16 protein-coding genes are annotated in these 26,355 nt (G+C 66.4%); 10 read left to right on the top strand and 6 right to left on the bottom strand.

The window, feature by feature from the left end; translation table 11 throughout:
* The first annotated feature begins 261 nt into the window (after positions 1 to 261).
* The 6 genes from KX816_09180 to KX816_09155 all read left to right on the top strand — a co-directional run bounded on the left by KX816_09180 (position 262) and on the right by KX816_09155 (position 6,280).
* Positions 262 to 1,071, top strand: a complete 810-nt coding sequence (locus KX816_09180; protein ID QXQ08123.1) for an FkbM family methyltransferase — start codon at positions 262 to 264, stop codon at positions 1,069 to 1,071.
* Between the two features lie 62 nt (positions 1,072 to 1,133).
* On the top strand, positions 1,134 to 2,330 hold the full coding sequence (locus KX816_09175; protein ID QXQ08122.1) for a glycosyltransferase family 2 protein: 1,197 nt from the start codon (positions 1,134 to 1,136) through the stop codon (positions 2,328 to 2,330).
* Positions 2,331 to 2,413: 83 nt separating this feature from the next.
* A complete protein-coding gene (locus tag KX816_09170; GenBank protein ID QXQ08121.1) occupies positions 2,414 to 3,418 on the top strand; it encodes a glycosyltransferase family 2 protein in 1,005 nt (334 codons plus the stop codon).
* The gene (locus KX816_09165) at positions 3,415 to 4,656 is read left to right on the top strand and encodes a glycosyltransferase (GenBank protein QXQ08120.1); all 1,242 of its coding nucleotides are present in this window, start codon (positions 3,415 to 3,417) and stop codon (positions 4,654 to 4,656) included. The genes KX816_09170 and KX816_09165 overlap by 4 nt, the downstream gene beginning before the upstream one ends.
* Before the next feature lie 4 nt (positions 4,657 to 4,660).
* Positions 4,661 to 5,701 carry a glycosyltransferase gene (locus KX816_09160; GenBank protein QXQ08119.1) on the top strand — a complete coding sequence of 347 codons (1,041 nt, stop codon included), beginning with the start codon at positions 4,661 to 4,663 and terminating at the stop codon, positions 5,699 to 5,701.
* Positions 5,702 to 5,785: 84 nt separating this feature from the next.
* Positions 5,786 to 6,280 carry a DUF3237 domain-containing protein gene (locus KX816_09155; protein ID QXQ08118.1) on the top strand — a complete coding sequence of 165 codons (495 nt, stop codon included), beginning with the start codon at positions 5,786 to 5,788 and terminating at the stop codon, positions 6,278 to 6,280.
* 16 nt (positions 6,281 to 6,296) lie between these two features.
* Here KX816_09155 and KX816_09150 read toward each other — a convergent pair whose 3' ends face one another.
* A complete protein-coding gene (locus tag KX816_09150) occupies positions 6,297 to 8,126 on the bottom strand; it encodes a DUF885 domain-containing protein (GenBank protein ID QXQ08117.1) in 1,830 nt (609 codons plus the stop codon).
* 395 nt (positions 8,127 to 8,521) lie between these two features.
* Here KX816_09150 and KX816_09145 point away from each other — a divergent pair, with 395 nt between their 5' ends.
* Positions 8,522 to 9,016 (top strand): hypothetical protein, encoded by a 495-nt coding sequence (locus tag KX816_09145; GenBank protein ID QXQ08116.1) that lies wholly within the window; start codon positions 8,522 to 8,524, stop codon positions 9,014 to 9,016.
* Positions 9,017 to 9,049: 33 nt separating this feature from the next.
* The gene (locus KX816_09140; protein QXQ08115.1) at positions 9,050 to 11,290 is read left to right on the top strand and encodes a TonB-dependent receptor; all 2,241 of its coding nucleotides are present in this window, start codon (positions 9,050 to 9,052) and stop codon (positions 11,288 to 11,290) included.
* 197 nt (positions 11,291 to 11,487) lie between these two features.
* On the opposite strand, the gene KX816_09135 is transcribed toward KX816_09140, so the two are convergent.
* Together KX816_09135 and KX816_09130 are read right to left on the bottom strand one after the other, a co-directional pair.
* Entirely contained in the window at positions 11,488 to 13,284 is a 1,797-nt protein-coding gene (locus tag KX816_09135) for a DUF885 family protein (protein QXQ08114.1), read from the bottom strand.
* A 2-nt stretch (positions 13,285 to 13,286) separates the two neighbouring features.
* Entirely contained in the window at positions 13,287 to 14,573 is a 1,287-nt protein-coding gene (locus tag KX816_09130) for an amidohydrolase family protein (protein QXQ08113.1), read from the bottom strand.
* A gap of 356 nt (positions 14,574 to 14,929) precedes the next feature.
* Between KX816_09130 and KX816_09125 the strand changes: the two genes are divergently transcribed.
* Together KX816_09125 and KX816_09120 are read left to right on the top strand one after the other, a co-directional pair.
* Positions 14,930 to 17,413, top strand: coding sequence for an acyl--CoA ligase (locus KX816_09125; GenBank protein QXQ08112.1), 2,484 nt, complete (start codon positions 14,930 to 14,932; stop codon positions 17,411 to 17,413).
* Positions 17,414 to 17,852: 439 nt separating this feature from the next.
* Positions 17,853 to 18,110 carry a helix-turn-helix transcriptional regulator gene (locus KX816_09120; GenBank protein ID QXQ08111.1) on the top strand — a complete coding sequence of 86 codons (258 nt, stop codon included), beginning with the start codon at positions 17,853 to 17,855 and terminating at the stop codon, positions 18,108 to 18,110.
* Here KX816_09120 and KX816_09115 read toward each other — a convergent pair.
* The 3 genes from KX816_09115 to KX816_09105 are packed head-to-tail and all read right to left on the bottom strand — an operon-like array spanning position 18,105 to position 26,352.
* Positions 18,105 to 18,788: a 4'-phosphopantetheinyl transferase superfamily protein gene (locus KX816_09115; protein QXQ08110.1), complete on the bottom strand. Its 684-nt coding sequence runs from the start codon at positions 18,786 to 18,788 to the stop codon at positions 18,105 to 18,107. The genes KX816_09120 and KX816_09115 overlap by 6 nt on opposite strands.
* The gene (locus tag KX816_09110) at positions 18,781 to 19,794 is read right to left on the bottom strand and encodes a glycosyltransferase family 2 protein (GenBank protein QXQ08109.1); all 1,014 of its coding nucleotides are present in this window, start codon (positions 19,792 to 19,794) and stop codon (positions 18,781 to 18,783) included. Before KX816_09110 ends, KX816_09115 begins: the two co-directional genes overlap by 8 nt.
* Before the next feature lie 9 nt (positions 19,795 to 19,803).
* A complete protein-coding gene (locus KX816_09105) occupies positions 19,804 to 26,352 on the bottom strand; it encodes a KR domain-containing protein (protein QXQ08108.1) in 6,549 nt (2,182 codons plus the stop codon).
* Positions 26,353 to 26,355: the final 3 nt, after the last annotated feature.

Below are 26,355 nucleotides of genomic sequence, written 5' to 3'. Positions count from 1 at the left end.
ACGCTTCGCGGTCGCGCGTAACGACCTGATAATCATCACTAAACAAAATCCATTCGCTTGTGATGCACCGACGGCGGCGGTCACGCGCATAGGGATTCTGAACAGGCGACGCCCGATGTGGTTCCGTGGACAGGGCTCGAGTGATGTTAAATTCGCGGAATTGTAGTCGGAATTCCGGAACGTTCGCGCGAAAGAGCTTGACCCTCTCAACTTAAATCCTGACGTTCCGTAAATCATTCAGCAGCCGAGAAGTCGATTGCCATGAAACAAGCCATGAAGGCCCTGAACCGCGCCGTCGCCTTGGCCGGATTATTTGGACCCGGCTACGTCATGCGCTGGATGTCCGGATCGGCTGGTCAACCAGTATTGCCGGCGGCACTGAGCGGGATCGGTCCGATCTGGCTGCGCAAGAACAGCACCGACGGCGAAGTCTTCCGGCAGGTCTTCCAGAACCGTGAATACGAGCTCCGTTCGCTCCGGCGATTTGCCGACATCCAGGCGCGCTACGAGGCATTGCTGGACGCCGGGCGACTGCCGGTGGTCGTCGACGCCGGTGCGAATATCGGTGCGGCCTCGCTGTGGTTTGCCAACATTTTCCCGCGCGCCCACGTCGTTGCCATCGAGCCCGAGCCGGCGAACGTCGCGATGTGCCGCCGGAACATCGCGAATCGGCCCTCGATCAGCCTGCTGGAAGCAGCCGTCGGATCGTCGTCGGGCCGCGTCTCCCTGAACAACCCCGCCGGCATGGCCTGGTCACCACGCAGCGTGCGCAGCGACGACGGCAATATCGAGGTCGTGACCATCCAGGACGCGGTCGACGAGGTCCCGAACGGCCAGCTGTTCATCGTGAAAATGGACATCGAGGGCTTCGAGTCCGACGTGTTCGCGTCCGGCACCGAGTGGATCGACGACACCACGGTGCTGATCATCGAGATCCACGACTGGATGCGCCCGGGCGCCGAAACCAGCTTCACGCTCCAGCGCGCGATGTCGGACCGCCGCTTCGAGATCCTGATCAGCGGCGAGAACCTCATCTACCTGAATACCAAGCTGCTGGGTGCGCCGCGCTGAGCGACGCGGCGTCCGAGAATGTTTTGCCGGTTGGCCGCCGTTCCCGTACTGGCCCCGTCGAGATGCTAGCCAAAGCCCCCGCCACGACGATTCCCCGGGATGCGGTCCCCCACCGCGTCGACGTGCTCATCCCGGTCTACAACGCCGCCCGGACCGTGCGCTCCGCGGTCGAGAGCATCTGCGCGCAGACGGTGACCGACATCGTCATCCACGTCGTCGACGACGGCTCGACCGACGCGAGCCCCGACATCCTGGCCGCGCTCGCCGCGACCGACGACCGGATCCGCGTGCACCGCAAGCCAAACGGCGGCATCGTCGATGCCCTCAACTATGGCCTGGGCTTCTGTACGGCGGACTATATCGCGCGCCACGATGCCGACGACCTCGCCTACCCGAACCGGTTCGCGGTGCAGCTCGACTGGCTGGAGCGGCATGCGGACGTGGTCGCGGTCGGGGCCGCGGTCCGCCACATCGACGCCGATGGCCGACCGACCGGCAGTGTCGTCGACCTGATCTCGCCCGACCTCGCGGACGCGTTCCAGGTCCCGTCGCAGGAGCCCTATATCATCCACCCGTTCCTGATGGTCCGGCGCGAAACGATCATGGCCGTCGGCGGCTACCGGCACGTGCATCATTCCGAGGACACCGACCTCTACTGGCGGCTGTCGGAGCGCGGGCGGCTGTGCAACCTGCCCGACGTGCTCGGCGAATACCGGCTCCACGCCGAGAGCGTGTCGAGCGCCAGCGTCACCAACGGGCGCATCGCGGCGGTGAACTCGCAGCTGGCGGCGCTGTCGTTCCGACGGCGGCACCGGGCGGCGGGCGACCTCGTGTTCGCCAAGGACAGCCTCGGCGACCTGCGCGGCACGCACGACCTTGCCGAGCTGATCGAGCTGGCGGGCGCCGGTCTCGATGCGGACGAGATGGCCTATCTGGCGGAGGCGAGCGGTGCGAAGCTGCTCGAACTCGCGAGCTACCGGCCGTTCGAGATCGAAGCGAGCGACTGCCGGCTGATCGGCCGCATCGCGCGCCGCGGCATGGCGCATTTGTCGCCGGCGAACCGCTCGCTGTACGCGCGGCGATTGAGCGGTACCGCGGCGCGACTGGCGGCGGCCGGGCGCCTGGCCGATGCGCTCCAGCTCCTGCCCGCCAGCCTGTTACCCAGCTTCGCGGCGCGCTATGTGCTGCGCGCACCGGCGCTGGCGGGGCTCAAGCGGCGGCTCCGGCGCGGCTCGACCGCGGGTGCCCCGACCAAGTAACGCAGCGCAAATGTCGTCGCGATGGTGCCGCAACCCAGCGCGGTACGTTTCGTACCCGAACCGCTCACGAGGAACTCCGCACGGTGACTGAAGACGACCGGATCGCAGTGATCACGATCAACTGGAACGGTTGGGCGAACACGCTTGAGTGCCTGGCCGCGCTGCGCTCCAGCCGTCAGCCGGACTGGCACCTGTACATCGTCGACAACGCCTCCACCGACGACTCCGTCGAGCGCCTCGCAAACCTCGGCGACGACGTCACGCTGATCCGCTCGCCGATCAACGGCGGCTGGACGGGCGGCAACAACCTCGGGATCGAGGGCGCGCTGGCGGCGGGTTACGACTGGCTGTTCATCCTCAACAACGACGCCTTCGTCGAGCCGGACACGCTCGGGTTGCTGCTCGACGAGGCCAAGGCGCAGGCGGCGCGCGGCACCTGGCCGGTCATCGGCCCGGTCCATCGCGGCGAGCACGCCAGCGACTACGACTTCATCGGCTCCGGCACCGACCCCAGGACCGGCATCCCGGCATGGACCGAGGCCGCCCATGCCCCGACCGGCCGCCTGAACGCGACGAGCTATATCAGCGGTGCCGGGCTGTTCGCGAACCGTCGCCACTTCGAGGCCGTCGGGCTGCTGGACGACCGCTTCTACCTGAATTTCGACGACACCGACTGGTGCCGCCGCGCCGCCGAGCTGGGCTTCCCCCTGCTGATGCTGTCGGACGCGGTCATCCGCCATGTCGGATCCGCGTCGATCGGCGGGCGGCAGTCGCCGCTGCAGACCTATTTCATGGCGCGCAACCGGCTGCTGTTCGCGGAGAAGCACTGCACGCTGGCCGAGCGGCTGCGACTGGCCCGGCGCTATGTCTGGCAGGCACGCGAGCTGACCGGCAAGGACGGCGTATTCGGCTGGCTGGGCAGCCTCGTCGGCGCACGCGACGGGGTGCGCGCGGCGTTCCGCGCCGGTGTCACCGACTATGTCCTGCGGCGGTTCGGCGACTGCCCCGACATCGTGCGGTCGTGGCAGTCGGCCGCCAGCAGCGCCGCCCGCGCCGCGAAGTCCGAGCTTTCGGGCGCGCCGCGATGAGCACGCGCCCGCCCCTCGACGTGACAGTGATCGTCCCGACCTTCAACCGCGCGCATTACCTGGGCGAGTGCCTCGATGCGCTGCTCGGCCAGACCACGCCGCCGCGCCAGATCATCATCGTCGACGATGGCTCCACCGACGACACCGCCGCGGTCGCCGAAGCCTATGCCGGTCGTGTCGAATATCTGAAGCAGCCTAACGGCGGCAAGGCGACCGCGCTCAATCTCGGCCTCGAGCATGCCGTCGGAGCGGACATCTGGATCTTCGACGACGACGATTATGCCGACCCAGACGCGCTGCGCCTGCTTCACGAGGCTCTGCATTCCGATCCCGACGCCGGTTACGCCTTCGGTCGCTACGACAACTTCAGCGACGAGCCCGGCCAGCCGCGGCGCTTCATGCCGGTCGAGCCGGCCCACTTCGAGGCCCCCGACCTGTTCTGCGCCCTGCTCGAGCGCTGCTTCGTGTTCCAGCCCGCGCTGCTGGTTCGCCGTCGCTGCTACGATGCGGTCGGCGGTTTCGACACCGGCTTCGTCCGCGCCCAGGACTATGAAATGCTCACCAGGCTGGCGCTGAACGCAGCCGGCATCGAGGTGCCAAGCGTGGTCTTCCATCAGCGCCAGCACTTCGAGCGCCGGGGTTCGGCCGCGTTCGGCATCGACGGCCGCGAAGTCTGGGAGCGGCAGAAGACGTTCGACGCGCGGGTGCTGGAGAAGGTTTACCGGACGTTTCCGCTCCACGGCTACCTGCCGCGCCCGCTGCCGGCCGGCGAGCTGACCGCGGGCGAGACGCTGCGGGCGCTGCTGAGGCGCGCTGCGGCGATGGCCCGCAAGAAACTGTGGCGGCTCGCCGGCGATGATATCGCTGCGGCAACGACCATCGCAAAACGTCTTGGCACTACCGGCATCGAGCCGGCGGAAGCCGCTATGCTCGGACGAGTCTTCGATGAACACGGATATGGTCGCGACGACCTCAACCCGGACAACCCGTTCCTGCGCGAGGTCCGCGCCCTGCCCGCCAGCCGCTTCCGGTCGGCGCTGATCGCGGCGCTGAGCTGGCCAATCTTTCGGTACACGCTGCTCGCTGTCCGCCGCGGCAAGCCGGCGGAAGCGCTGGGCTATGCCCGGCTCTACCGCGAGGTCGGGGCGAGCCGCGCGCTGCCGGATCACCTGCGTCGGTTGACCGGCAGGATCGCACCCTCGGCGCAACGGCAGGTCGCGACGTCCAGTGGTGCCTGACCCGATGCCGCGCCGACTGGTTGTCGGCTCGTGGCCCGGTCGCTCGTTCCACTGGAACAGCTTCGTTGCCGGATTCTGCGACAGCCTCGAGGCGGCAGGCTGCGACGTCGTCGATGTCGACGATCCGCGCACGATCGGGGTGCCGATCGACGTGCTGCATATCCATTGGCCCGAGAAGGTGTTCTGGGCCGGCGGCGGCGCGGCGCGGACCCTCGTCCGGACCTTCGCGACGATCCGCGCGCTGACACGGTTGCGGCGATCCGGCGTGCGCCTGGTGTGGATGGTCCATAATCTGCGGCCCCACGATGTGGCCGGAGTACGCCAACGCTTGTGGTCGCTGCTGTCGAGCCGGCTCGCCCGCCTCGTCGACGGCTATATGACCCTCAGCCCGGCGACGGTCCCGACGGTCCAGGCGGCCTTCCCCGAACTGGTCGGCAAGCCCCTGGCCGCGGTCTGGCATCCGCTTTACGAAGCGGCGCTTCATGCACCGCATCGCGCCGCGTGCCGGAATACGCATCCGGTGGCGCCGAGTGTGAACGCCTATGCCTTCTTCGGCCAGCTCAAGCGGTACAAGGGCGTGGCGGACCTGATCCGGGTCTTCGCGGCCAGCCCCGGCAGCGACCAGCGCTTGTTGATTGCCGGCCACGCCGACTCCCCGGAATTCGGTGAACAGATCGAGCGGCTGGCGGCTTCGGACCGCCGGATCGAGCTCCGCCTCGGCCGCTTGTCCGATGCCGGCCTGCTCGAGCTCGTCGCCGCCGCGGACGTGATCGTGCTGCCGTTCCGAGATTATCTGCACTCCGGGTCGATGGTCTATGCGCTGAGCTGCGGCCGGCCGGTGATCACGCCGTCGACACCATTCGCCGAGGGCCTCGCCAACGTCGTCGGTCGGGCCTGGGTGCGCACCTATTCCGGCGCGCTGACCCCTGCCGACCTGGTGTTCGACCCGCCGCACGGCGCACCGGACCTGTCGTCGCTAAGCTGGTCCGCGCTGGGCGAGGCGGCCACCGGGCTGTATCGGGGACTCGTGAAGCCGGTGGCATGACCTGCAGCGCCTGAGAACAGGCCTGTCGGCCAGCACGCCGGCCGGCCAGAACGCTGCCGACACCCGCGATACCGGGAGGACCGCATGACCGAGCACCTGAACGAGACCCTGCCCGAGGTGCTCCGCACCGTGCGGACCCGGCCGCTGTTCGTCATCCGCCTCGACGTCCGCAAGCTGCAGCTGCTCGGCGGCCCGCCGGCGGCGTATCGGCGGGTCGGCGTCGTGCCCGGCGGCGTCTTCGAGGGCGAGCGGCTGTCCGGCGTCGTGCTCGACGGCGGCAGCGACTGGCAAACGGTGCGGGGCGACGGCAGCACCGTGCTCGACGTCAGGCTCGTCCTGCATGCCACCGACGGCGCCCTGATCGCGATGACCTACCGTGGTGTCCGCCATGGCCCCGCCGACATCATCGCCCGGCTGGAGGGCGGCGAAACCGTCGACCCGGCGGACTATTACTTCCGCATCAGCCCGATGTTCGAGACCGCCGCCCCGGAACTCGCGTGGCTCAACCGCATCGTCACGGTCGGCATCGGACATCGCACCGCGGCCGGCCCGGTCTACAGCCTGTTCGAGGTGCTGTAAGCGACCGCGCCGCCGTTCAGGACGGATGCGCGCGCGTCGGTGCGGCCCCTGCAGTCGAGCGCAGCCAGGCGACAATTTTTGCTTCGAGCACGGCCAGCGGCAGTGCACCGGTCGACAAGACCTGGTCGTGGAACAACCTCAGGTCGAAACCCGAACCGAGTTGCGCGCTGGCCTGGCGGCGCAGGCGCGAAATCGTGAGTTCGCCGACCTTGTAGGCGCAGGCCTGTGCCGGGTAGGCGATGTAGCGGTCGATCTCGACCTCGACGTCGCGCGGTGCCATCGAGGTGTGGCCGAGCATGTACTGCACCGCCTTGTCGCGCGACCAGCCGCGGGCGTGAATGCCGGTATCGACCACCAGCCGCACGGCCCGCAGCATCTCCATGTCGAGGTGCCCGAACCACTGCCAAGGATCGGTGAACATGCCGAGCTCACGCCCCAGCGACTCCGCATACAGCCCCCAGCCCTCGGTGTAGGCGGTGCTCGAGCCCGTACGCAGCAGCGGCGGCAGGCTCGTGTTCTCGCGCGCCAGGTTGATCTGGAAATGGTGGCCCGGAATGCCTTCGTGCAGGGTCAGCGTCTCGAGCGTCGGGATCGGCCGGGTGTTCAGCATCGCCATGTTGAAGAACAGGGTACCCGGCCCCGTCCCCGAGGCGCTGGGGCGGTAATAGCCGGTGCCGCGCTGCTCGCCGAGCGCCGGCAGCGCCGCGACCACGAATTGCGAGCGCGGCCGATTGGCGAACAGCTTGGGCATGCCGAGCCAGATCCGCGCCTCGATGTCGCGGAACCGGCCGAGCAACTCGTCTGGGGTCTTGCAGTAGAAGCGCGGGTTCGTCCGGACGTCGGTGAACAGCGCCGGCAGGTCGCCATAGGCTCCGAGCTGCGGCCGCACGGCCTCCATCGCGCCGGTGATGCGCTCGACCTCGGACAGCCCGAGCGTATGGATTGCGTCGGGCGTCAGCGTCGTCGTGGTGTGGAAGGCGAGCTCGGCCGCGTAAAGTTCGCCGCCACGCTTCATCGCGCCGCGTCCCGGCGCCTCGGGCGCGACCGGCAGGTAGACGTCGCGCAGGTACGTGACCCACGCCCGGTAGCCGGGATAGACCTGCTGCTCGATCACCGCCCGGTAGCGCTTGGCGTAGTCCTCGCGTTGGGCACTGAGCCCGGCAGGCAGGTGACGGATGGCGGCATAAAACGGACTGTCCTCGACGGGCTGGGCGAGCACGGCGTCGAGCTGCTTGATGATGTTGGTCACGATGATCTTCGGCTGGACGTAGCCCGCGGCCAGCCCCTCCTTGAGGCGCGAGACCGCCGAACGCAGGTAGCCCGCGAACGCGGTCAGGCGGACCAGCCCGGTCTCGTAGTCCTCGGCCGATGCGAACCGCGCGCCGGCACCGGCGACGAAGTCGGGCAGCTCGACCTGCGGCCCGAACGACGGGTTGAGCGGTGCCAGCTGGCCGACCTTGAACAGGCCGGAGTCGATCAGGTCCAGCGTCTGACGGGTGCGGTAGTAGAGGACATCCCAGGCGATCTTGTCGACCGTGCCGAGCTGCTTGGTGTCGATGGCCTTCAGCGCCGCGAGGTCACGGCGCTTGTTCGCCGCCAGCGTCGTTGCATAGGCATCCGAAAGCGGGTCGACGAAGGGCGGCGTGCCGGGCGGGACCGCGGCGCTGGCCTCGCCGGTCGGATCGAGCGCGGCGTCGGCGCTGGCGCTCGCCTCAAGCAGGGCCCGCAGGCGCTGCGAGGCGTCGTCCGCCACCGGCTTCGCCCATGTCGCGCTGGCGACGAGCGCCGCCGAACCGGCCACCCCGATGGCGGCGCGCCGCGATAGCCCGTGTTCGCTTTTCATCATGGTCCCCGCAACTGACGACGGGATGGTGGGAAGAAACGAGCCCTGTGACAACCGGCTTGCGAGCAACCGAGCCGCTGCCGGATCGACTGCAATCGGGGTCGCACCGTGGAGGATCTGCTCCGGTACCACCGATCGGGCGTCCGATGTGCACTCGCGGCAATGAAGTTCGCGATACGCGGCAAGCCTGTCGTGACGGCCACTCCGTCAGTCAGTTGCGCTACGGACAACAAAGTCTCGATACGTTTGCGAATGCTTTTTTAACGGATCACCATAAGCTGTATCCCTGAGCTGAAATAAATTCAGCCGTCAGGGATGTTTGGGACATCCCGCCGTCATCGTCCGGTCGAACATGGATAACGGCGGGCACAGGGCGTCGACGTTGAGGGGAAGCACAGATGAGAATTAGTATTACGGCAGCGTTGTTGCTTGGCCTGAGTGCGTCTGTCGTGCCCGTTTCGGCGAAGACGGTGCCGCATCATGCCACCGTTGCCGCCGAAGACCCGCTGACCGCGATGTTCGTGTGGTGGAACGCCGCCTACAAACAGAAGAACGGCTTCACCAAGGAAAGTTTCGAGCTTCACTTCACGCCCGACGCGGTGATGCGGATCAATGGTCGCGACAGTGCTGTCGGCAGCCAGGATCTCGCCGATCATTTCCAGCAGATCCAGAAGCGCACGGAAGCGGTCGCCATAGAACTGCCGTTCATCGAGAAGTTCTGGTCGGCCGATCATAAGCGCATCTTCACCTATCACGTCGTGACCTCGCGGGCGGACGGGAAAGACGCCCGTGACCTGGTGATGGGTTACGCCGACATTCGCGGGGGCAAGATCTCCCTGATCAACTTCGTCAGCGCCGAGCCGGCCAAGCCACGGCCGCCCGGCACCAAGTAGCTGCACTTTCAAGACGTTAACGGGGTAAACTAGATGACCGATTTCCGACCCGCCTTTCGCGCGGGCCTCTCCATCGTTGCGCTCGCCGCGGCCCTCCCCGCCCTCGCGCAGAGCACGGACGCCACGCCGCCGGTGCAGACTGCTGCCGCCGACGACATCGTCGTCACCGCCCAGCGTCGCGAGCAGTCGGTCACCGACGTGCCGGTCAGCATCACGGTGTTCAACGCGCAGGCGCTGGCCAAGCAGAACATCCAGGGCCTCAGCGAGTATTTCGCCAAGACCCCGAACGTCAGCTTCATCTCGACCGGCGCACGCGACCGCAAGGAAATCAGCATCCGCGGCGTCACCAACCAGCTCAGCGTCGATGCCATTCCGGGCGCCGGCACCTTCGGATTCTACATCGACGAGTTCAACGTCGCGACCGGCACTGTGAACCCCGAGATCGTCGACATCGACCGCATCGAAGTGCTGCGCGGCCCCCAGGGCACCTACTTCGGGCGTAACGCGGTCGGCGGCGCGATCAACATCACCACCAAGCAGCCAACGACCGAGCGCGTCGAGGCCGAAGCGACGATCAACTATTCGAGCTTCAACACCATCGACGTCAACGGCGTCCTCAACGTGCCGCTGATCGACGACAAGCTCGCACTGCGCGTCGTCGGCCGCTACGCGCACAGCGACGGCAACATCAAGAACATCAACCCGATCGGTGGTGGCAACGATTCGACCTACCGCTACGGCAAGGCGATCCTGCGCATCACCCCGACCGAGCGGCTGACCGTCGACCTGACCGGCACCTACACCAAGGAGGATGTCGGCATGCGCGAAGGCGTGCCGACCGGCGTCGTCGGCCTGACCGCGCAGAGCGTCATCTTCCCGGGCATCGCAAACCCGGTCGGCGACCCCGACGGCGTCGGCTTCTTCCCCCAGAACACCAACCGCGTGAACTTCAACCGCCCGCAGAACATCGGCACCAAGTTCTACTACGGCACGGCGCGCGTGAAGTACGAGGGCGACAACGTCTCGCTGACCAGCATCACCGGCTACATAAAGTCGAAGCAGTTCCTGACCGGCGACATCGACGGGTCGAGCAAGGACTATTTCTACGAGACCAAGCCCGTCGACCGCAACTCGCTCAGCCAGGAACTGCGGCTGCAGTCGGCCGACGCCAATGCACCGATCACGTGGACAATCGGCGGCCTGCTGGCGCGCGACCGCGGCTTCATCGACCAGCACACGTTCGCCGGCAGCGACAACCCGTTCGGCCTGCCGAGCGGGTTCGAGGTCACCAGCTCGTCGTCGAAGGGCAAGTCGCAAAGCTATGCGGTCTTCGGCGAAGGCACGTGGAAGGCGACCGACCGCCTGTCGCTGACGCTCGGCGGCCGCTACACCCACGAGAAGGTCACCGTCGCGCAGTTCAACACATCGGGTGGTACGGTCAACGACTTCGTCGATGACAGCGCCAAGTTCAGCAACTTCTCGCCGCGGGCGACCATCGCCTACAAATTGGCGGAGCGGACCAACGTCTACGCGACGATCTCGCGCGGCTTCAAGGCGGGCGGCGTCCAGATCAACCCCAACCTTCCCGACCCGTCCTACAAGCCGGAGACGCTGACCAACTACGAGATCGGCTTCAAGACCCAGGCCTTCGACCGTCGCCTGATCCTAAACGTCGCCGCGTTCTACATGGACTGGAAGAACCTGCAGACCGAGTTCGCCCAGTCGCGGGTGATCGACAACGAGATCAGCTTCTTCACCGGCATCGAGAACGCCGCGTCGGCGCGCAGCTACGGCGTCGAGCTCGATGCGACGGCCAAGGCCACCGACCACCTGACCTTCGGGGCGGGCGTGGGCTACCTCAACGCCAAGTTCCGCAGCTACGACAACGCCTTCATCAACGGCAACCTGACCGACCTGAGCGGTTTCCAGATGCCGAACTCGCCGAAGTGGACGCTCAACGCCTCGACCGAATACACCTTCGAGCCGGTCGCCGGCTTCGAGTCCTATGTCCGGGCCGAGTGGGTCTACCGGAGCGGGATCTATTCGGACAAGACCGGGCTGGTGCTTAATATCTGGCCGTACAAGGTGCCTGGTTTCAACCAGACCAACCTGCGCGTCGGCTTCACCAAGGACCGGTTCGACGTCCAAGCCTATGCCGAGAACCTGTTCAAGAACAAGTACTTCACCAATGCTTACGAGAAGGCCTTCGCGGGCGGACTCTATGTCCAGCCGTCTGTCCGCCGCCTCGGCATCCGCGCGACGGTACACTACTAGGGCTGAGCGACCGGGGGGGGAGGTTCGCTCCCACCCCGTCATCCCCGCGCAGGCGGAGACCTATCACCCCAACATTCAGTGGTGATGGGTCTCCGCCTGCGCGGGGATGACGGGGTGGGGCGCGGTGACGACGGAATTCGTTCCAGCAAGCTAAGCCTTGCCGTTCCAGCAAGCTAAGCCTTGCCGTTCCAGCAAGCTCAGCCCCGCGACTTCGCCCAGCGCTCGACCGCAGCCGCCAGCGTCTGCATCGGCATCGGGCCGCCGAGCAGCACGACATCGTGGAAGCCCCGAACGTCGAAGCGTGGGCCGAGTGCCCGCCGGGCCGCTTCTCGCGCCGCGAAGATCTGGGTCTGCCCGACCTTGAAGCTGCACGCCTGCCCCGGATAGACGCAGTAGCGGACGATCTCGCGGGCGGCGGGGATGGCCTGCTCGCCGACGTGCTCGACCATCCACTGCACGGCCTGCGCCTGGGTCCAGCGGTGGTGGTGGATGCCGGTGTCGACGACGATCCGCCCTGCCCTGAACAGCATCGACTGAAGGTAGCCGATCCGGCCCGCGGCATCGGCCTCGTAGCAGCCCATCTCGTCCGCCAGCTGCTCGGCGTAGAGCGCCCAGCCCTCGGTGTACGACGAGAAGCGCACGATCTTGCGGAACGGCGACAATGCCGCCGCCGAGTCCAGCGCGCTCGCCTGGAAGTGGTGCCCGGGAATGCCTTCGTGGTGCGCCAGCGTCGGCAGCCGCCAGGTCGGCTGGTCGGTCGGCGAGCGCAGGTTGAGGGAGAAGATGCCCGGCTGGCCCGGAGGACCCGGATCGTAGAACGCCCCCGGCGAGCCGTTCTCGACCGCGACCGGGATGCGCCGCACGATCAGCGGCGCGACGGCTACGGCGTTGAACATCTTCGGCAGCCGGGCGCGGGCGTCGGCAAGCACGTCCTGCACATAAGCGATCAATGCTTTGCGGCCGGCATCGTCGGGCGACTTGAGGAAGCGCGGATCCTTGTTCATCGCGCCGATCCGCTCGCCGACCGAGCCGCTGGTATAGCCTTGCGCGCGCAAGGCACGGTCGAGCTCGGCGGTCAGCGTCGCCGCCTGCTCGAGGCCGATGCGGTGCATCTCGGCGGGCGCGATGCCGGTCGTCGTGTTGGCGCGTAGCGAGGCGGCGTAATAAGCATCGCCATCGGGCAGCCGCCAGACACCGGCGGTATCGACGGCCGTCGCGCGGAGTTTTGACAGAGCCTCGATCTGGCGGGTCAGCGCCGGCACGACCGCCGAGCGGAACAGCGCCGCCGCCTGCGCCGCGGGAAATCCGGGGCCACCGCGCGCTACCGCTGGCTCGATGATCGCCGAGGCGGCGGGGTTGCCATCCCGCAGCGCGGTGATCTGCGCGATCGTCTTGTCGATGACGAAGCCCGGCGGGACGACCCCGATGCCGGCGTCATGAGCGATCCGCTCGCTCTCCTGGTCGAGCGCGACCGCGAGCCCACCGAGGCGGGCCATGTACGCATCGGCGTCGGCGGGCGTGGCGAGCGGGTGGCGCTGGCCGAGGAAGTCCGGCAGCCAGTAATAGGCCCCGTTCATCTGGCTGACGACGTACGGGCTCGGCCGCAGGTCGATGTCGATGTAGCCATAGCGCCCGAGCAGGTCGGCGAAGGTCGAATAGACGAACTTGGCCACGTCGAGGTCTTCAGCCGAACGTGGTGACAGCCCGCGCGCGTCGATGGCACCCAGCTCGGCCACGGCCTGCTTGATGGCGACGCGGTCGGTCGCCATCGCGGCCAGCGAGCGGTCGGTCAGCCGGCGGCGCATGGCGGCATCGTCGAAGCCGCTCGAGGTCGCTTCCTCCGGGCAGCGCTGCAGGAACAGGTCGACGTGACGCTGTAGCAGCCGCGCCAGCGCTGCATCGGCAGCCGGCACCTTGACGGGAGCGGCCGCCATCAGCGCCGTCGCCCCCGCACTTGCCAGCAGCGTACGACGGTCAATCGCGGCGATTGCCATGCTCAGTCGACCCGGACGAACTGCGGCTGCGCGTCGTTGCGGACGACGATGCCGCCCTTCATGACGAAGGAGATCGTCCGCAGCGCCCTGATATCCTTGGTCGGATCGGCGTCGACCGCGACGACGTCGGCGTACTTGCCCGGCGCGAGGCGGCCGATATCGGCCTCCATGCCAAGCATCCGGGCCGATTCCGTCGTCGCCGACTGCAGCGCACGCAGCGGCGTCATGCCGGCGTCGACGTAAAGTTCGGCCTCGTGGACGGTGGCGGTGGTGCCGCTGTTCGGCTCGAACGGGAACTGGTCGGTGCCGAGCGCGATGTTGACGTTGAGGCGGACGGCGTTCTTGAGCATCGCCCAGTGGTCGACGTTGGTGCTGGCGACGCGCGCCAGATACCAGTCAGGCGATCCGATCTTGCGGTAGAACTCGAGCGCACCCTTCTCGGTGACGACGATGGTCGGGACGAGCCAGACGCCCTTGGCCTTCATCGCCTTCAGGTTCGCCTCGGACAGGTGATAGCCATGCTCGAAGCCGTCGATGCCGAAGCGCAATGCCTGCTCGGCGGCGACCGGCGAGCCGTTGTGGGCGGTGACCTTGATGCCGTTGCGATGCGCAACCTCGATCGTCGTGCGCATCTCGTCGTCGGTCATCCCAGCAGCGGAGATGCTGCCCGAGGTGTCGGAGATGCCGCCCGAGATCGCGATCTTGATCCAGGTGGCGCCCTTCTTGATCTCCTCGCGGACGGCGTGCGCAAAGCCGTAGGGGCCGTCGGCCTCCATCGAGCCATGGCCGCCGGTCGGGATGATGACCTCGCCCGCGGTCTGGATGCGCGGGCCGATCAGCTCGCCGCTGTCGATCGAGGATTTCAGGGCGAAGTCGTTGCCGTGGTCCTCGCCGACGAGCCGCAGCGTCGTCACGCCGGACAGCAGCGACAGGCGCGCGTTCGATGCCATCCGCAGCGTTTCGGCCGGATCACTCTCGTTCGCCAGCGCCGCGCCGGCCGCGCCGGGCAATTTCAGGCCGAGGTGGACGTGCATGTTCATCAGCCCGGGCAGCAGGTATTTCCCCGCCATCGGGATGACCTGCGTACCGACGGGAATTTTGACGCCGGTGCGCGTGCCGACGGCCGAGATCCGCTGGTCGGTGATGAGGACGACGCCATCCGGGGTCAGCCGCCCGGTATCGATATCGACGATGGTGCCGCCGACCAGCGCGACGGTCGCGCCAAGGACGGGGACGCCGGGCACGAAGGCCAACAACAGCGCCGCCACGGGTCGCATCAAGCTCATCATCAAAATCCCCTGCAGCGCCTTTCCGGCATACGGCGGCGCAAACTTGCCCTCAATACCAGCGATCAGTTTAGTCCGTTGTCGAAAGCGCAACCTTCCAGCTGGGGCCTCGAACCCGGCGAGCATCGGTTCGCGCCACCCCGGAGCACGCGCCCTGCCGTTCCCTAGGTTCGCCGCGTGCCAGCGTGCTTCCGACGCCGGTAACTCAGGCGGCCTGGACGAGGTATTCCCTTGCAAGGAGAGCCAATTTTCCGGGGGCATAAATTAGTGGATCGAACCACCAGTATCATTGGGAAAATTGATAATTTAAATCACAAGGACACGTCTGCGCACGCGCGCACACGATCAAGGGTATATGTGTGCGACATCGGAAGCTGACGCTCACCGCGCTCATCATGCGGAACTCGTTGTCCTATTTAGAGAATGTTTTCGCGCTCAATGAAGCGCGCCAGCCGCTGGTCACGGTTTCGGACGCGTTGTTCGCCAATAGCCTGGTGGGAGTGGACATCGCGGACTGCATCGTGCCTGACGAGGGGGGTGGCTGGTTTACCGAAAGTCATCCGCTGATCTACGATGATCGACCGGCGCAGATCACCTATACCTCGGGCACGGAGGGCACGCCTAAAGGCGTGGTTCTGACTTATTCGAATCTTGCGGACGCTGCGGAGCGGATTATTCTCCAGATGGGTCTGACATCTGCCGTACGCGAGTATGTGGGTGTCCCCGTGACCTACAGCTTCGGTATCGGTCGGATACGTGCGGTCAGCGCGGCCGGTGGTCGATCCTATCTCCCGCCACGCGGCTTCGACCCTCTTGAGCTTTCTCGAATGCTCGAATCCGGTGAGATCAACGCTCTATCCGCGGTACCGACCCTTCTGCGTATCCTGCTGCAGACGCCGGAAATCATGGAGCGCGACGGCGATAAGCTACGCTGGCTGGAAATTGGTTCACAGTACATGACGGGTGCCGAGAAGCGCGCGATACGCGAGCTTTTCCCCAACGCCCGGATTGTTCAGCACTACGGCCTGACGGAGGCTTCCCGCAGTACTTTCCTGAAGATCTCCGAGGTTCCAGATAATCTGTTGGACTCTGTCGGTACGGCGGTCGGCGCGACCGAGGTGGGAATATCGCAGGAAGGACGGATCCGAATTCGTGGCCCGCATGTCGCCCGCTGGCGCGTGGGCACCGAAGAGCTGGTGGACCTTTGCGATCCCGATGGTTGGCTGGAGACCAACGATCTGGGGCACATGAAGGACGGCTATCTGTATTATGATGGCAGGGCCGACGATCTCATCAATAGCGGCGGCATCAAGATCAATCCGGATATGCTGGAGGCACGGATTGGCAAGCTTCTCGGGCACGGAGCTACGGTCGTCGTCGCCAAGGTGCCGGACGCACTTCGCGGCGAGGGTATTCTCGTGGCCACCGAGGCACCCGACGTTGCGATCGACCGGCTTCGCTCGGTGTCGGTCGAGGCCCTGGCAGAGCTGAACGTCAACGCCGGAAATGCGCTGCATGTCATGGTGATGCCGGCAATGCCGAGGACCGCGACCGGCAAGCCCTTGCGCCGCCTCCTGACCGAAGATTTTATCCGGACTTTAGCGGTGCCTTCGGTTGATCCCGTTACCGCCCAGGAAGTCCGCTCTGGCACCGACGATGTGCGAGCCTATTTCATACAATCCTTTCCCGGACGAAGCATCGGTGAGCAGGATAGCTTCCAGAGCATGGGTGGAGACTCGCTCAGCTACATTCAGTTTTCTCTTGGCTTCGAGAGTCGCTTTGGTTCGTTGCCTAACGACTGGGAGTCGCTGACTGTCGCGCAACTCGAGAGAAAGCCACTTACAAACGACAAACGGATCTGGCGCCAGCTACCATCGGCCACGTTGACGCGCGCCTTTTTCATGATTTGTATCGTCGCCCTGCATTTCGATACATTCATCTACAGTAGTAATTGGGGCGCCGCGTATTTTCTCTTCATGCTGTGTGGCTACAGCGTGATGCGTTTTCAGTGGCCAGAGATCAGTCGAACCGGAAAAGTCTACACGATTTTCGGCACCGTCGTGCGCGTTGCCATTCCAACGATACTGGTCATCGTCGCTATGCAGCTTTGGGCGAGAACTTTCGAGTTAAAGCCGCTGCTGCTGATATCCAACTTATTCGATCCGGCAAAGTATCGAGTGGCATTCTACTACTTTGCCGAAATATATATGCAGCTCCTCCTGATAATCGCTGCGTTGTTGTCGATCCCAACGGTCCGTGATTGGCTCCGCAAAAGGCCGATGGTCACTTGCACCGCCTTCATCGCTGTTGCGATGGCGGTAAGCGGCGTCGTAAATCAGGTCTGGGATACGACCTATATCTATCATCGTACACCGATCTGGTATTGCTGGACGGTTGGAGCCGGCATGTTGATGGCCAGCGCCCGTGATCTGAGAAGTCGAGTTGTTGCGTTAGCGATTGTTACCGTTTCTGTGGTGGCACACCACGGTCTCACATCGGCAAGTGCCTATATACTTGGCGGTGCATCAATACTGCTTTTTTGGCCCGCCATAACTGTTCCCTCTTTGATAGGAATCATCGTATCCGAGATCGCTGCCTCGTCGATGTTCTTATATCTTAGTCATACCCAGGTTCGATCACTGGTTATCCGCCTATTCCACGGCCCGATGCCACGGATCGCCCTGGTTCTGGCGATTGTGGTCGGGATGGTGTTCGCGCGAGTTTATAATTGGCTCGACCGCCAGGTACTCGCCTTCGCGAGAACAAGCGGTGCGGTGGCGAGTACCCGTCGCCTTGTGCGCCGGTGGCGTGGAACGCTCGCTTCATCCGGTTCAAGGGCATGAGCACGTCGGCATCGCGCTGACTGCAGGCGCGCGGACCGGCGCGAAATGTCGGCACAGCCGTTCCAATCGATGGCGTTCAAGACCGCAATTTCAGCTAGCGGCAGACGAGCACGACGGCCTCCCAGCTAACCCAACACAATATAACCTAAGTTAGTTACGCTGGTAAAAAATACGTACATAGTGTTACTGGCTTGCTTTTCCGCAATGCTTTGTTCATCTTTCCGGGGGTGTAACGGGGCGATCAACGACATCGATGCGGTCGACGCCGGAAGCAACGGTTGGCAAAAACAGCCGGCCTTTGCCGTCCGATCTGTGCCCGGCTTTAGCGGGCACTGACGGGCGCACGCTTAAGACGGTTGTATCGGACTCGTAACTAAATGACTTGGTCCTGGGGGAAGAACTAATCAGGATCAACTTTAGTATTAACAGGAGGGCTACCATGACGAACCGAAGTTTTGCTACTGTGACGCAACTTACCGGCCGCGAGTCGGAGGTGCTGCAGCTCATCGCGCTCGGGCGCACGGCCAAGGAAGTGGCGCAGATGCTGGAAATCGCGCCCTGCACTGTCGAGCGCCACATCGAGAACGTCCGGCTGAAAACACGCACGAGGAACCGCGCGCACATGGTTGCTTATGTGATCCAGGAGGGACTGCTGCACGAGCGCGAGCGGCCTGCCATGGCGATGCTCGCCTCATAAGCGCTGCGCCCACGCGCCGATCACCATCGGGCCGAGCCTGAACGAACCGACCTCGATGGCGGTGCGTCCAGCTTCGGCGAAGACGGTCGAGACGCGCGGGGGAGCGGCAACTCCCACGGCGAAATCGAGCGAGGCCGACAGGCCGGTTCCCAGTGCCTTGATGCAGGCCTCCTTGCGCGTCCACCCCTGAAGGAAGGCGGCGTCGCGCAAGGCGCCGGCGGGCTCGGCCATCAGGCCGAGCCGCTCGCTGTCGGTGAACACACTATCCGCGAGCCCAGCCAGATCGTCGATCTGGCGCCGCACCTCGGCGTCGACCCCGATCGAACGGCCTTGGCCGATGCCGATCAGCGCGACATCGCCGGCGTAGGACATGTTGAAGGCAAGCGCCGGCTGGCCGGCCAGCGCCGGCTTGCCGTAGTCACCGGTCACGAATCGCTGATCGGGCATCGCAATCCCGCTGGCTTTCGCCAGCAGGCGGCGCAGCGCGACATGCGCGGCCCGGTAGCGCCGCCGATCGCGCGCGAATCGAAACCGCTGGTGGCGGGCGCGCTCGGTGGAGTCGAACAGCGCAACATGCGCCGGGTCCGGCTCGATGCGCAGGTCGACGGCCCAGAGCGCGATAGGGGCATCAACATCCAGGCGGACCACGGCAGTCGAGTCGCGCACCGCTTCAGTCAACGGCCAGCTCTGTGACGGCGGTGTCGAAGCCGACTGGCCGCGCGTGGCGCGAACGACGACTCGCGCTAGCGATGAAATCGCGGAGCAAGCGAGGCGGATCGGGATCGGGCAGGCGCTGCAGGGTCCGCCGCAGCATCCAGACAAGGTGAGACGCCCCCCACGCCAGGTCGGCCAGCGTCGCGTACGTGGTGCCGTGATTCTTGTTGAAATAGCGCCGTCTTGATTCGAACCAGTAGACGGGCATGCGGCGGCGGCCGGCGTCGCGGCTGGTCACGCCGGTGCTCTGGCCGGCGATGTGCATGATCCGGGCTTGCGGCAGATACCAGGTCTCACAGCCTGCGGTCTGCGCGGCACGGCAGAAATCGGTTTCCTCATAATAGAGGAAATAGGCCTCGTCGAAGAGGCCGATGGTGTCGAAGACACCTTGCCGTACGACCATGCTGGCGCCCGAAACCCAGTCGACACGCTTGGGCCGGTCGTCCATCCGGCGCAGAACGGCATGCCGGGCGAGCAGCCTGGAGACCGGGCTCAGGCGCATCCCACGCTCGATCTCGCCGAGGATGGTGGGGAAGCGAAATGCAAATGGCCACGGCGCGCCGTCGGCCTCCTCGATCATCGTGCCGACGATACCGACCGCTGGATTTGCCGTCATGAACGCCGTGATCGCGGCCAGCGCACCGGGGCGGACGCGAGTGTCGGGATTGAGCAACCAGACCAGCTCGACCGGCTCGGCGCTCTGGCGCGCCGCGCGAATCCCGACGTTGCACCCTGCCCCGAAGCCGCCGTTCACGGGCGACTCGATGACTCGGGCCCAAGCGTCCCAGCCGCGCGCCGCGATCGCTGCGGCGATGCGGCTGGCCGAACCATCCCCCGATGCATTGTCGACGATGATTACCCGTGCCCCCGCTCTGCCGGTGACTTCCGGCACCAGACTATCCAGGCAATCAACGACCAAGTCACCGGTGCGGTAGTTCACGATGACGATGGCAGTCGAGGGGATCGGCACGGCAGTGCTTCAGCTGGCGACGAGTTCGGTCGCGACTGCTACCGGTTCTGCCACCGACGCTGGCGGCGTCGGCACCTCGACCTTGGCAAGGGCGGCATCGACACATTCCTGCAAGGCGTGTGCGAGCGTCGAGACATGCGGGTTCTGCAGGGCGCTCGAGTGGCCGCCGGGAATCTCGATGACCCTGACCTCGTCGGCGACCCGCTTGCCCCAGCCAAGCTGGCAATCGCTGAACTGCTCGCGGAACGGACCGTCGTCGTCGGCACCGTTGCTCCGCGTCGCCTTGAACAGCACGACGTCCCCGCCGCTGAACAGGCCCTTCGGCTTGTGCTGGCGGTGCGCCAGCCGGTAGGTCTTCAGGAACGACGGTGGCTCCATGACGCCGGGTGCGCTGGTGGTTACCCCCTCTTCGAGGCTGTCGGAACGGTTCGCCTGTTGCTGCAGCCGGCGGACGGCCTGCGCGGTTCGCGCGTTGTCGATGCGGACCGCGATCTCGTACGCGACGAGATTATAGGCCTTGCGCGCAGCCCGCGGCGCGAACAGGGTCAGGCGGCGCGCGAGGGGTTCAGACCCGTTGGCGGCGAGTGTCGCAAACAGGCTGACCAGTCGGGCGCGGGTCACGTAGAACGGTCGTTCAGCCGCTTCGACGTCGGCGGCGTCGATGATCCCCACGAACAGCGTGCGTTCGCCGGCATCCTGCAGCTGGCGCGCCATTTCAAAGGCGATGACACCGCCGGCGCACAATCCCGCCAGCAGGTAAGGGCCGGACGGCTGGACCGACCGGATCCTGTCGACGTGCGCCGCCGCCATGTCGGCGATAGTGATCTGCGGGAAGCTGCCGTCGCTGCGGACTTCGGGCTGCAGGCCGTACACGGTGTGGCGCGCATCGAGCTTCATGGCGAGCGTGCGGTAGAGCAAGGTTTCGCCGAGCCCGTCATGGACGAAATACAGCGCCGGCTTGCCGCTGCCCGAGCGGATGCGGACGAGACCCGGGCCAATCGCGGGTCGCGTGGCCTCCTGAACCACCGGCGCTGCGGCACGGTCGGTGCCGGTGTCGGCGGCCTGCCCCGGCGCGATCAATTCCGCGAGCGTCGCGACGGTCGGCGCCTCGAGCAAGGCAGTCAGCGGCAGCGTCGTACCGGTGCGCTTTTTCAGCTTGTTGACGAGCTGCACTGCCAGCAGGGAATGACCGCCGAGATCGAAGAAATTATCGTCACGCCCGACCTCGCCGACGCCGAGCATCTCACTCCAGAGTTCGGCGATCAGGATCTCGGTATAGGTCGCCGGTACGCCGCCAAGGGCGCTGCCGCCGGTTCCGTCACCGGTCGCTTGCGGGCGTACCGCTGCCGGGAGCGGCGCCCGCAGCCTTGCCGACAGCGGGCCGAAATCGAGCGGCGACACCAGGATTTGCGGCCCGGTGCGAGCGTCGAGCAGCCGGTCGATGATGGCCATGCCTTCGCTCGGCGAGATCGCCGCTTCATGTCCAAGTGTCAGCACGGGGTTTGCGGTCGACACGGGGCGCGGCGCTGGCTTGGTCGCCGCCGCTGCCTGGGTGAAATCTGCCCCTTCAGCGACGCGCATCATGGTGAAATCGAGGATCTCGGCGAGGACTTCGCCGCCCGTGTCCATGATGGTCACGTCGTAGACCGCAATACCGGGCTCGCCGCCGTTGCCACGGTACCGGACATGGCTGACGATCCGTGCCGGGAGTGGCGCGTGCAGGCGCACGCAGCGATAGGATGCGGGCACGAAGAAGTCGCGACTGTCGGCGCTGCCGGGGACCAGGGCCTGCGCCCCGGCTGTGGCGAAATCGAGCAGTGCCGGATGCAGCGCCATGGTCTGCAGGTCGGCGGCGGCAACATCGGGCAACGCGAGCCGGATGACCGCTTCCGTGTTGCCGAAATCGGTGGCCTCGACGTTCTGCCAGCGCGAGCCGAAGCGCATCTGCGGTGACGACGGTACCCCGTCGCGGTGCCGCAACCGGCAACGCGCCATGATCGAGGCCATCTCGACGGCTTCCGGCCGCAGCGCGTCGACGTGCGCGACCATGCCGCGAACATGTTCGACCCAGCCGCCTTCGTCACTGCTGTCGGCGGGCCTGCCGGTGATGCTGAACTGCCAGCGGTCGCTACCACTGCGGCGAAGCTGGACGCGCATCGTCCGCCGGGCATCGTCATCGACCGCGAACGCGGCGAGGAACATGACGTCGGTGATTTCGATCGGGCGGCCTTCGCCATGCTGGGCGAGCGCGGCGCGGACGGTCTCGAGGTAGCCCGTCCCCGGCACGAGTGCCTGGCCGCCGGCAACACGATGCTCGTCGAGCAACCAGTGAGTGCGAGGCGACATCTGCACCTCGAACAGCCGCTCGGTCGGCGTGTCACGCAGGCAGTCGCCGAGCAACGGATGGCCGGTCGGGCGTGACGGCGCGGCGCGGGCGGGTGCGAGGCCAAGCTTCGACGCGAGCGCCGCCGCCATCCCGACTTCCTGCCATTGGCTCCAGTCGACCGCGACGACGCGCGCGCCGGATTGCCCGCTGGAGGCCTGGGCGTAGCTGTCGAGGAAGGCGTTGGCGGCGGCGTAGTCGACTTGCCCCGCCAAGCCGATGTTGGCGCTGATCGAAGAGAACAGCATGATGAACTCGGGCTGCTGGTCGGCGAACACGTCTTCCAGGACCAGCGTGCCGCGGACCTTCGGGGCCAGGACGGCGGCCGCGGACTGGGTCTCCTTCATCTGCGCGATGCCGTCATCGATGACGCCGGCGGTGTGGAAGACGCCTTCGATCGCCCCGAAGCGGACGCGCGCCTGCTGCACGACGTGGCGCATCTGGGCGAGGTTGCAGACGTCGGCACCGGCAACCATGACTTCGCCGCCGAGCTTTTCGATCGCCTGCACCTGGCGGATGCGGGCGGCGACGGCATCGTCGGCGTCGAAGCCGAGGGTGCGAGACGGCCATTCTTCGCGGGGTGGCAGGCCGCTGCGGCCGACCAGGACAATGCGGGCGGCAACGGTTTCGGCAAGGTGGCGCGCCAATGACAAGCCGATGCCGCCGAGACCGCCGGTGATCAGGTAGACGCCGCCGCGCCGGAGGGCGCTGGGCCGTCCGCCACCACGAACGAGCCGCACCGGAGACCAATCCTGCAGCCAGCGTTCGCCAGCGCGATAGGCAATGACGTCGGCATCATCACTGCTGCCGTTTTCCGCGATCAGGTCGTCGGCAAGTTCGCGCATTTCGGGGGATGACACTGGTGGAGCAAGGACGTCGATGCTGCGCAGCTTCAGGTTCGCGATCTCCCGCGCGAGGACCTTTCCGGCGCCGACGATGGTTGCCTTGGCCGGCATCACCAGGGTTTCCCCGGCGACGCGCTGCAGGTGATCGGTGACGACGGCCAGCGCGATCGGCTGGCTGCCGTCCTCGCGCCCGACGGCCTGCGCGAGGTAAAGCAGGCTGTAGAACCCGCGCCGCAGAATTGCCTCGGCCCCGTCGCTGCTGGTTTGGCGGCGCTGGGCCCCGGTCACCGACCACATGTGATAGATTTCGCCGACGCTGCGTCCGTCGTCGGCGAGACGCGACAGCAGCGCTTCGTAGTCGGCAGGTGACGACGGATCGATGGTGAAGACGTGCCGCCCCGATCGCGCGAAGCGCCGCCCGGCACGGACGCAGACCACGTCACGCCCGCGCGCCGCCAGTTGCCCCGCGAGCTCGTCGCCGAGGCCACACTCCTCCTGGAAGACCAGGGCCGTTACCGTAGAGGACGAAACAACAGGGCGAACCGCGCGCTTCCAGACCGGTTGATAGAACCAGTCGTCGAGTTCGGCGCGGCGCTCGAGCGGCGTGTTCGGATCGGTGTCGACGACCGCGGTGGCGGTGCCGGGCTCGATCCAGTGGCGCTGGCGGTCGAAGCGGTAGGTCGGCAGGGCTAGCCGCAGCCGCTTTTCGGACTGCCAGAAACTGCCCCAGCTGACCGCACCGCCGACCGTCCACAGCTTGCCGAGGACATCCAGCACGTACGCCACGTCCGAGGCCTGCTCGGTGGGATGGCGCAGCGAGTTGAACACCGGCTGGGCATCCTGCCGCGCCGGATGGCTGCGCGCCAGCGTTGCCAGGGTGCGCCCCGGACCGACCTCGAGCAGCACGCAATTGGGGTCCTGCAACAGCATCTGGATGCCGTCGGCGAAGCGTACCGTGTTGCGCATCTGGCTGACCCAGTAGCGCGGATCGACGGCCTCGGCGGGCGTGATCCAGGTGCCGGTGACGTTGGAGATGAACGGCTTGCGCGGCGCCCGCAGTGTCAGCCGCTGGAAAAAGGCACCGAATTCCGCGAGGATCGGCGTCAGCATCGCCGAATGTGCCGCGATGTTGATCGGGATCAGCGTCGCCGGCACCTCCATCGCGTCGAGCTTTGCCTGCAACGCTGCAATCGATTCGACCGGCCCCGAGGCGACCGTCAGCAGCGGGCCGTTGACGGCCGCAATCGACAGGTCGGGGGTCAGCAGCGCCCGCAACTCCGCTTCGCCGAGCGGCATGCTGAGCATGCGGCCGGCAGGCAGGCTCTCGAACAGCCGGCCGCGCAGCACGACCAGGTCGAGCGCGTCACCGAGGCTGAACACGCCGGCGAGGTGCGCCGCCATGTACTCGCCGAGGCTGTGGCCGATCATCGCGCGCGGGTTGAGGCCCCACGACAGCCACAACCGTGCCTGGGCGTACTGGATGGTGAAGAGAGCGGGCAAACCGATCGCGGGTCGCTCCAGCTCGCGCGCGGCGGCATCGGCATCGTCGGCGCTGGGGAACAGCCACTTGCGGATATCGAGCTTGCTGTGCAGCGCCAGCGTCTCCAGGCACTCGTCGACGGCTTCGCGGAACACCGGCTCGGCGTTGTACAGGTCGAGGCCCATGTTGGGATATTGCGAGCCGCCGCCGGCAAACATGAAGACGATCTCGCGGCCGTCGGCCGGTGAGACCCCGCTGGCCAGTCGCGGCGATTTCGCCTCCGTGAGCAGCGCCGCCGCCTCCCGCGTGTCACTGACCACGATGCTGCGCCGGTGGCTCATCTGCTGGCGGCCGATCTGCAAGGTGAACGCCACGTCGGCGAGCTCGGTGCCGGGGTTCGCCGCCAGATAATGCCCGAGCGCCGCGACATTGTCGGCGAGCGCGCGCGGGCTTTTCGCGGACACGGTCAGGAGATGATGCTTGCGGGTCGACTTCTGGCCGCGGCGGCGCGGCGCCTGCTCCAGCACGACATGCGCGTTGGTCCCGCCCACACCAAGCGAACTGACGCCGGCGCGGCGCGGGCGGCCGAGCGGCGGCGTCCACGGCTTGAGGGTGGCGTTGACGTAGAACGGGCTGCTGTCGAAGTCGCAGGCCGGGTTCGGCGCCGCGAAGTGCAGCGTTGGCGGCAGCTCGCCGTGCTTCAGCGACAGCGCCACCTTGATGAAGCTGGCGACACCCGCCGCGGTGTCGGTGTGGCCGATGTTGCCCTTGACCGAACCGATCGCGCAGTAGCCGATCTCGGTGGTCGTCTGCCGGAACGCCTGGCTGAGAGCGGCGATCTCGATGGGGTCCCCGACCGGGGTGCCGGTGCCGTGGGCCTCGACATAGGTGATGGTGTCGGCGGGCACGTCGGCGATCGCCAGCGCCTCGGTGATGGCGTGCGCCTGGCCGTCGACGCTGGGCGCGAGGTAGCCGACCTTGCCGGCACCGTCGTTGTTGACCGCGGAGCCACGGATCACGGCGTAGATGTGGTCACCGTCGGCGACCGCATCCTCCAGCCGGCGCAGGACGACGGCACCGGCACCGCTGCCGAAGACCGTGCCCTGCGAGCTTTCGTCGAAGGCGCGGCAGTGGCCATCCGGGGCCTGGATGCCGCCATCCTCGTGCAGGTAGCCGCGGCGGTGCGGCAGCTCGATCGTGACACCGCCGGCCAACGCCATGTCGCACTCGCGGTTGAGCAGGCTTTGCACCGCCATGTGGATCGCGACCAGCGACGTCGAGCACGCCGTCTGGACGTTGACGCTGGGGCCGCGCAGGTTGAGCAGGTACGAAATCCGGGTGCTGAGGAAGTCTTTGTCGTTGCCGGTGTGGCGCAACAGGAAGAACCCGACCTCGTCGACCAGCCGCGGATTGCTCAGCAGGTTATACGACAGGTACGCGCCGAAGCCGCTGCCGGCGAACACCGCGATGGCACCGGGGAACCGCTCCGGGGGGTGGGCGGAATCCTCGATCGCCTCCCAGGCGCACTCGAGGAAGTGGCGGTGCTGCGGATCCATGATCGCGGCATCGCGGGGCGACAGGCCGAAGAAGCCGGCGTCGAACATCTCCATGTCGGTCAGCGCCGCGCACGCCTTCACATAGGCCGGGTTGCGGATCAGGGCCGGAGCGACACCGGCCGCGAGCAATTCGTCGTCGCTGAGCGGCACGATCGATTCGACGCCGTCGCGCAGGTTCTGCCAGAACGCGTCGAGGTTCGGAGCCCCGGCAAAACGCCCGGCCATGCCGATGACGGCGATGGCGCCCTCGACGGCTTCGGACGCAGGTTCGTTGAGTTCGCGCGGGAGGTACATCGA

It is taken from the genome of Sphingosinicellaceae bacterium (assembly GCA_019285715.1).
GTDB lineage: Bacteria > Pseudomonadota > Alphaproteobacteria > Sphingomonadales > Sphingomonadaceae > Glacieibacterium.
Note: the sequence above shows the minus strand (reverse complement) of the source record. Positions and strands in the feature narration are given on the sequence as shown.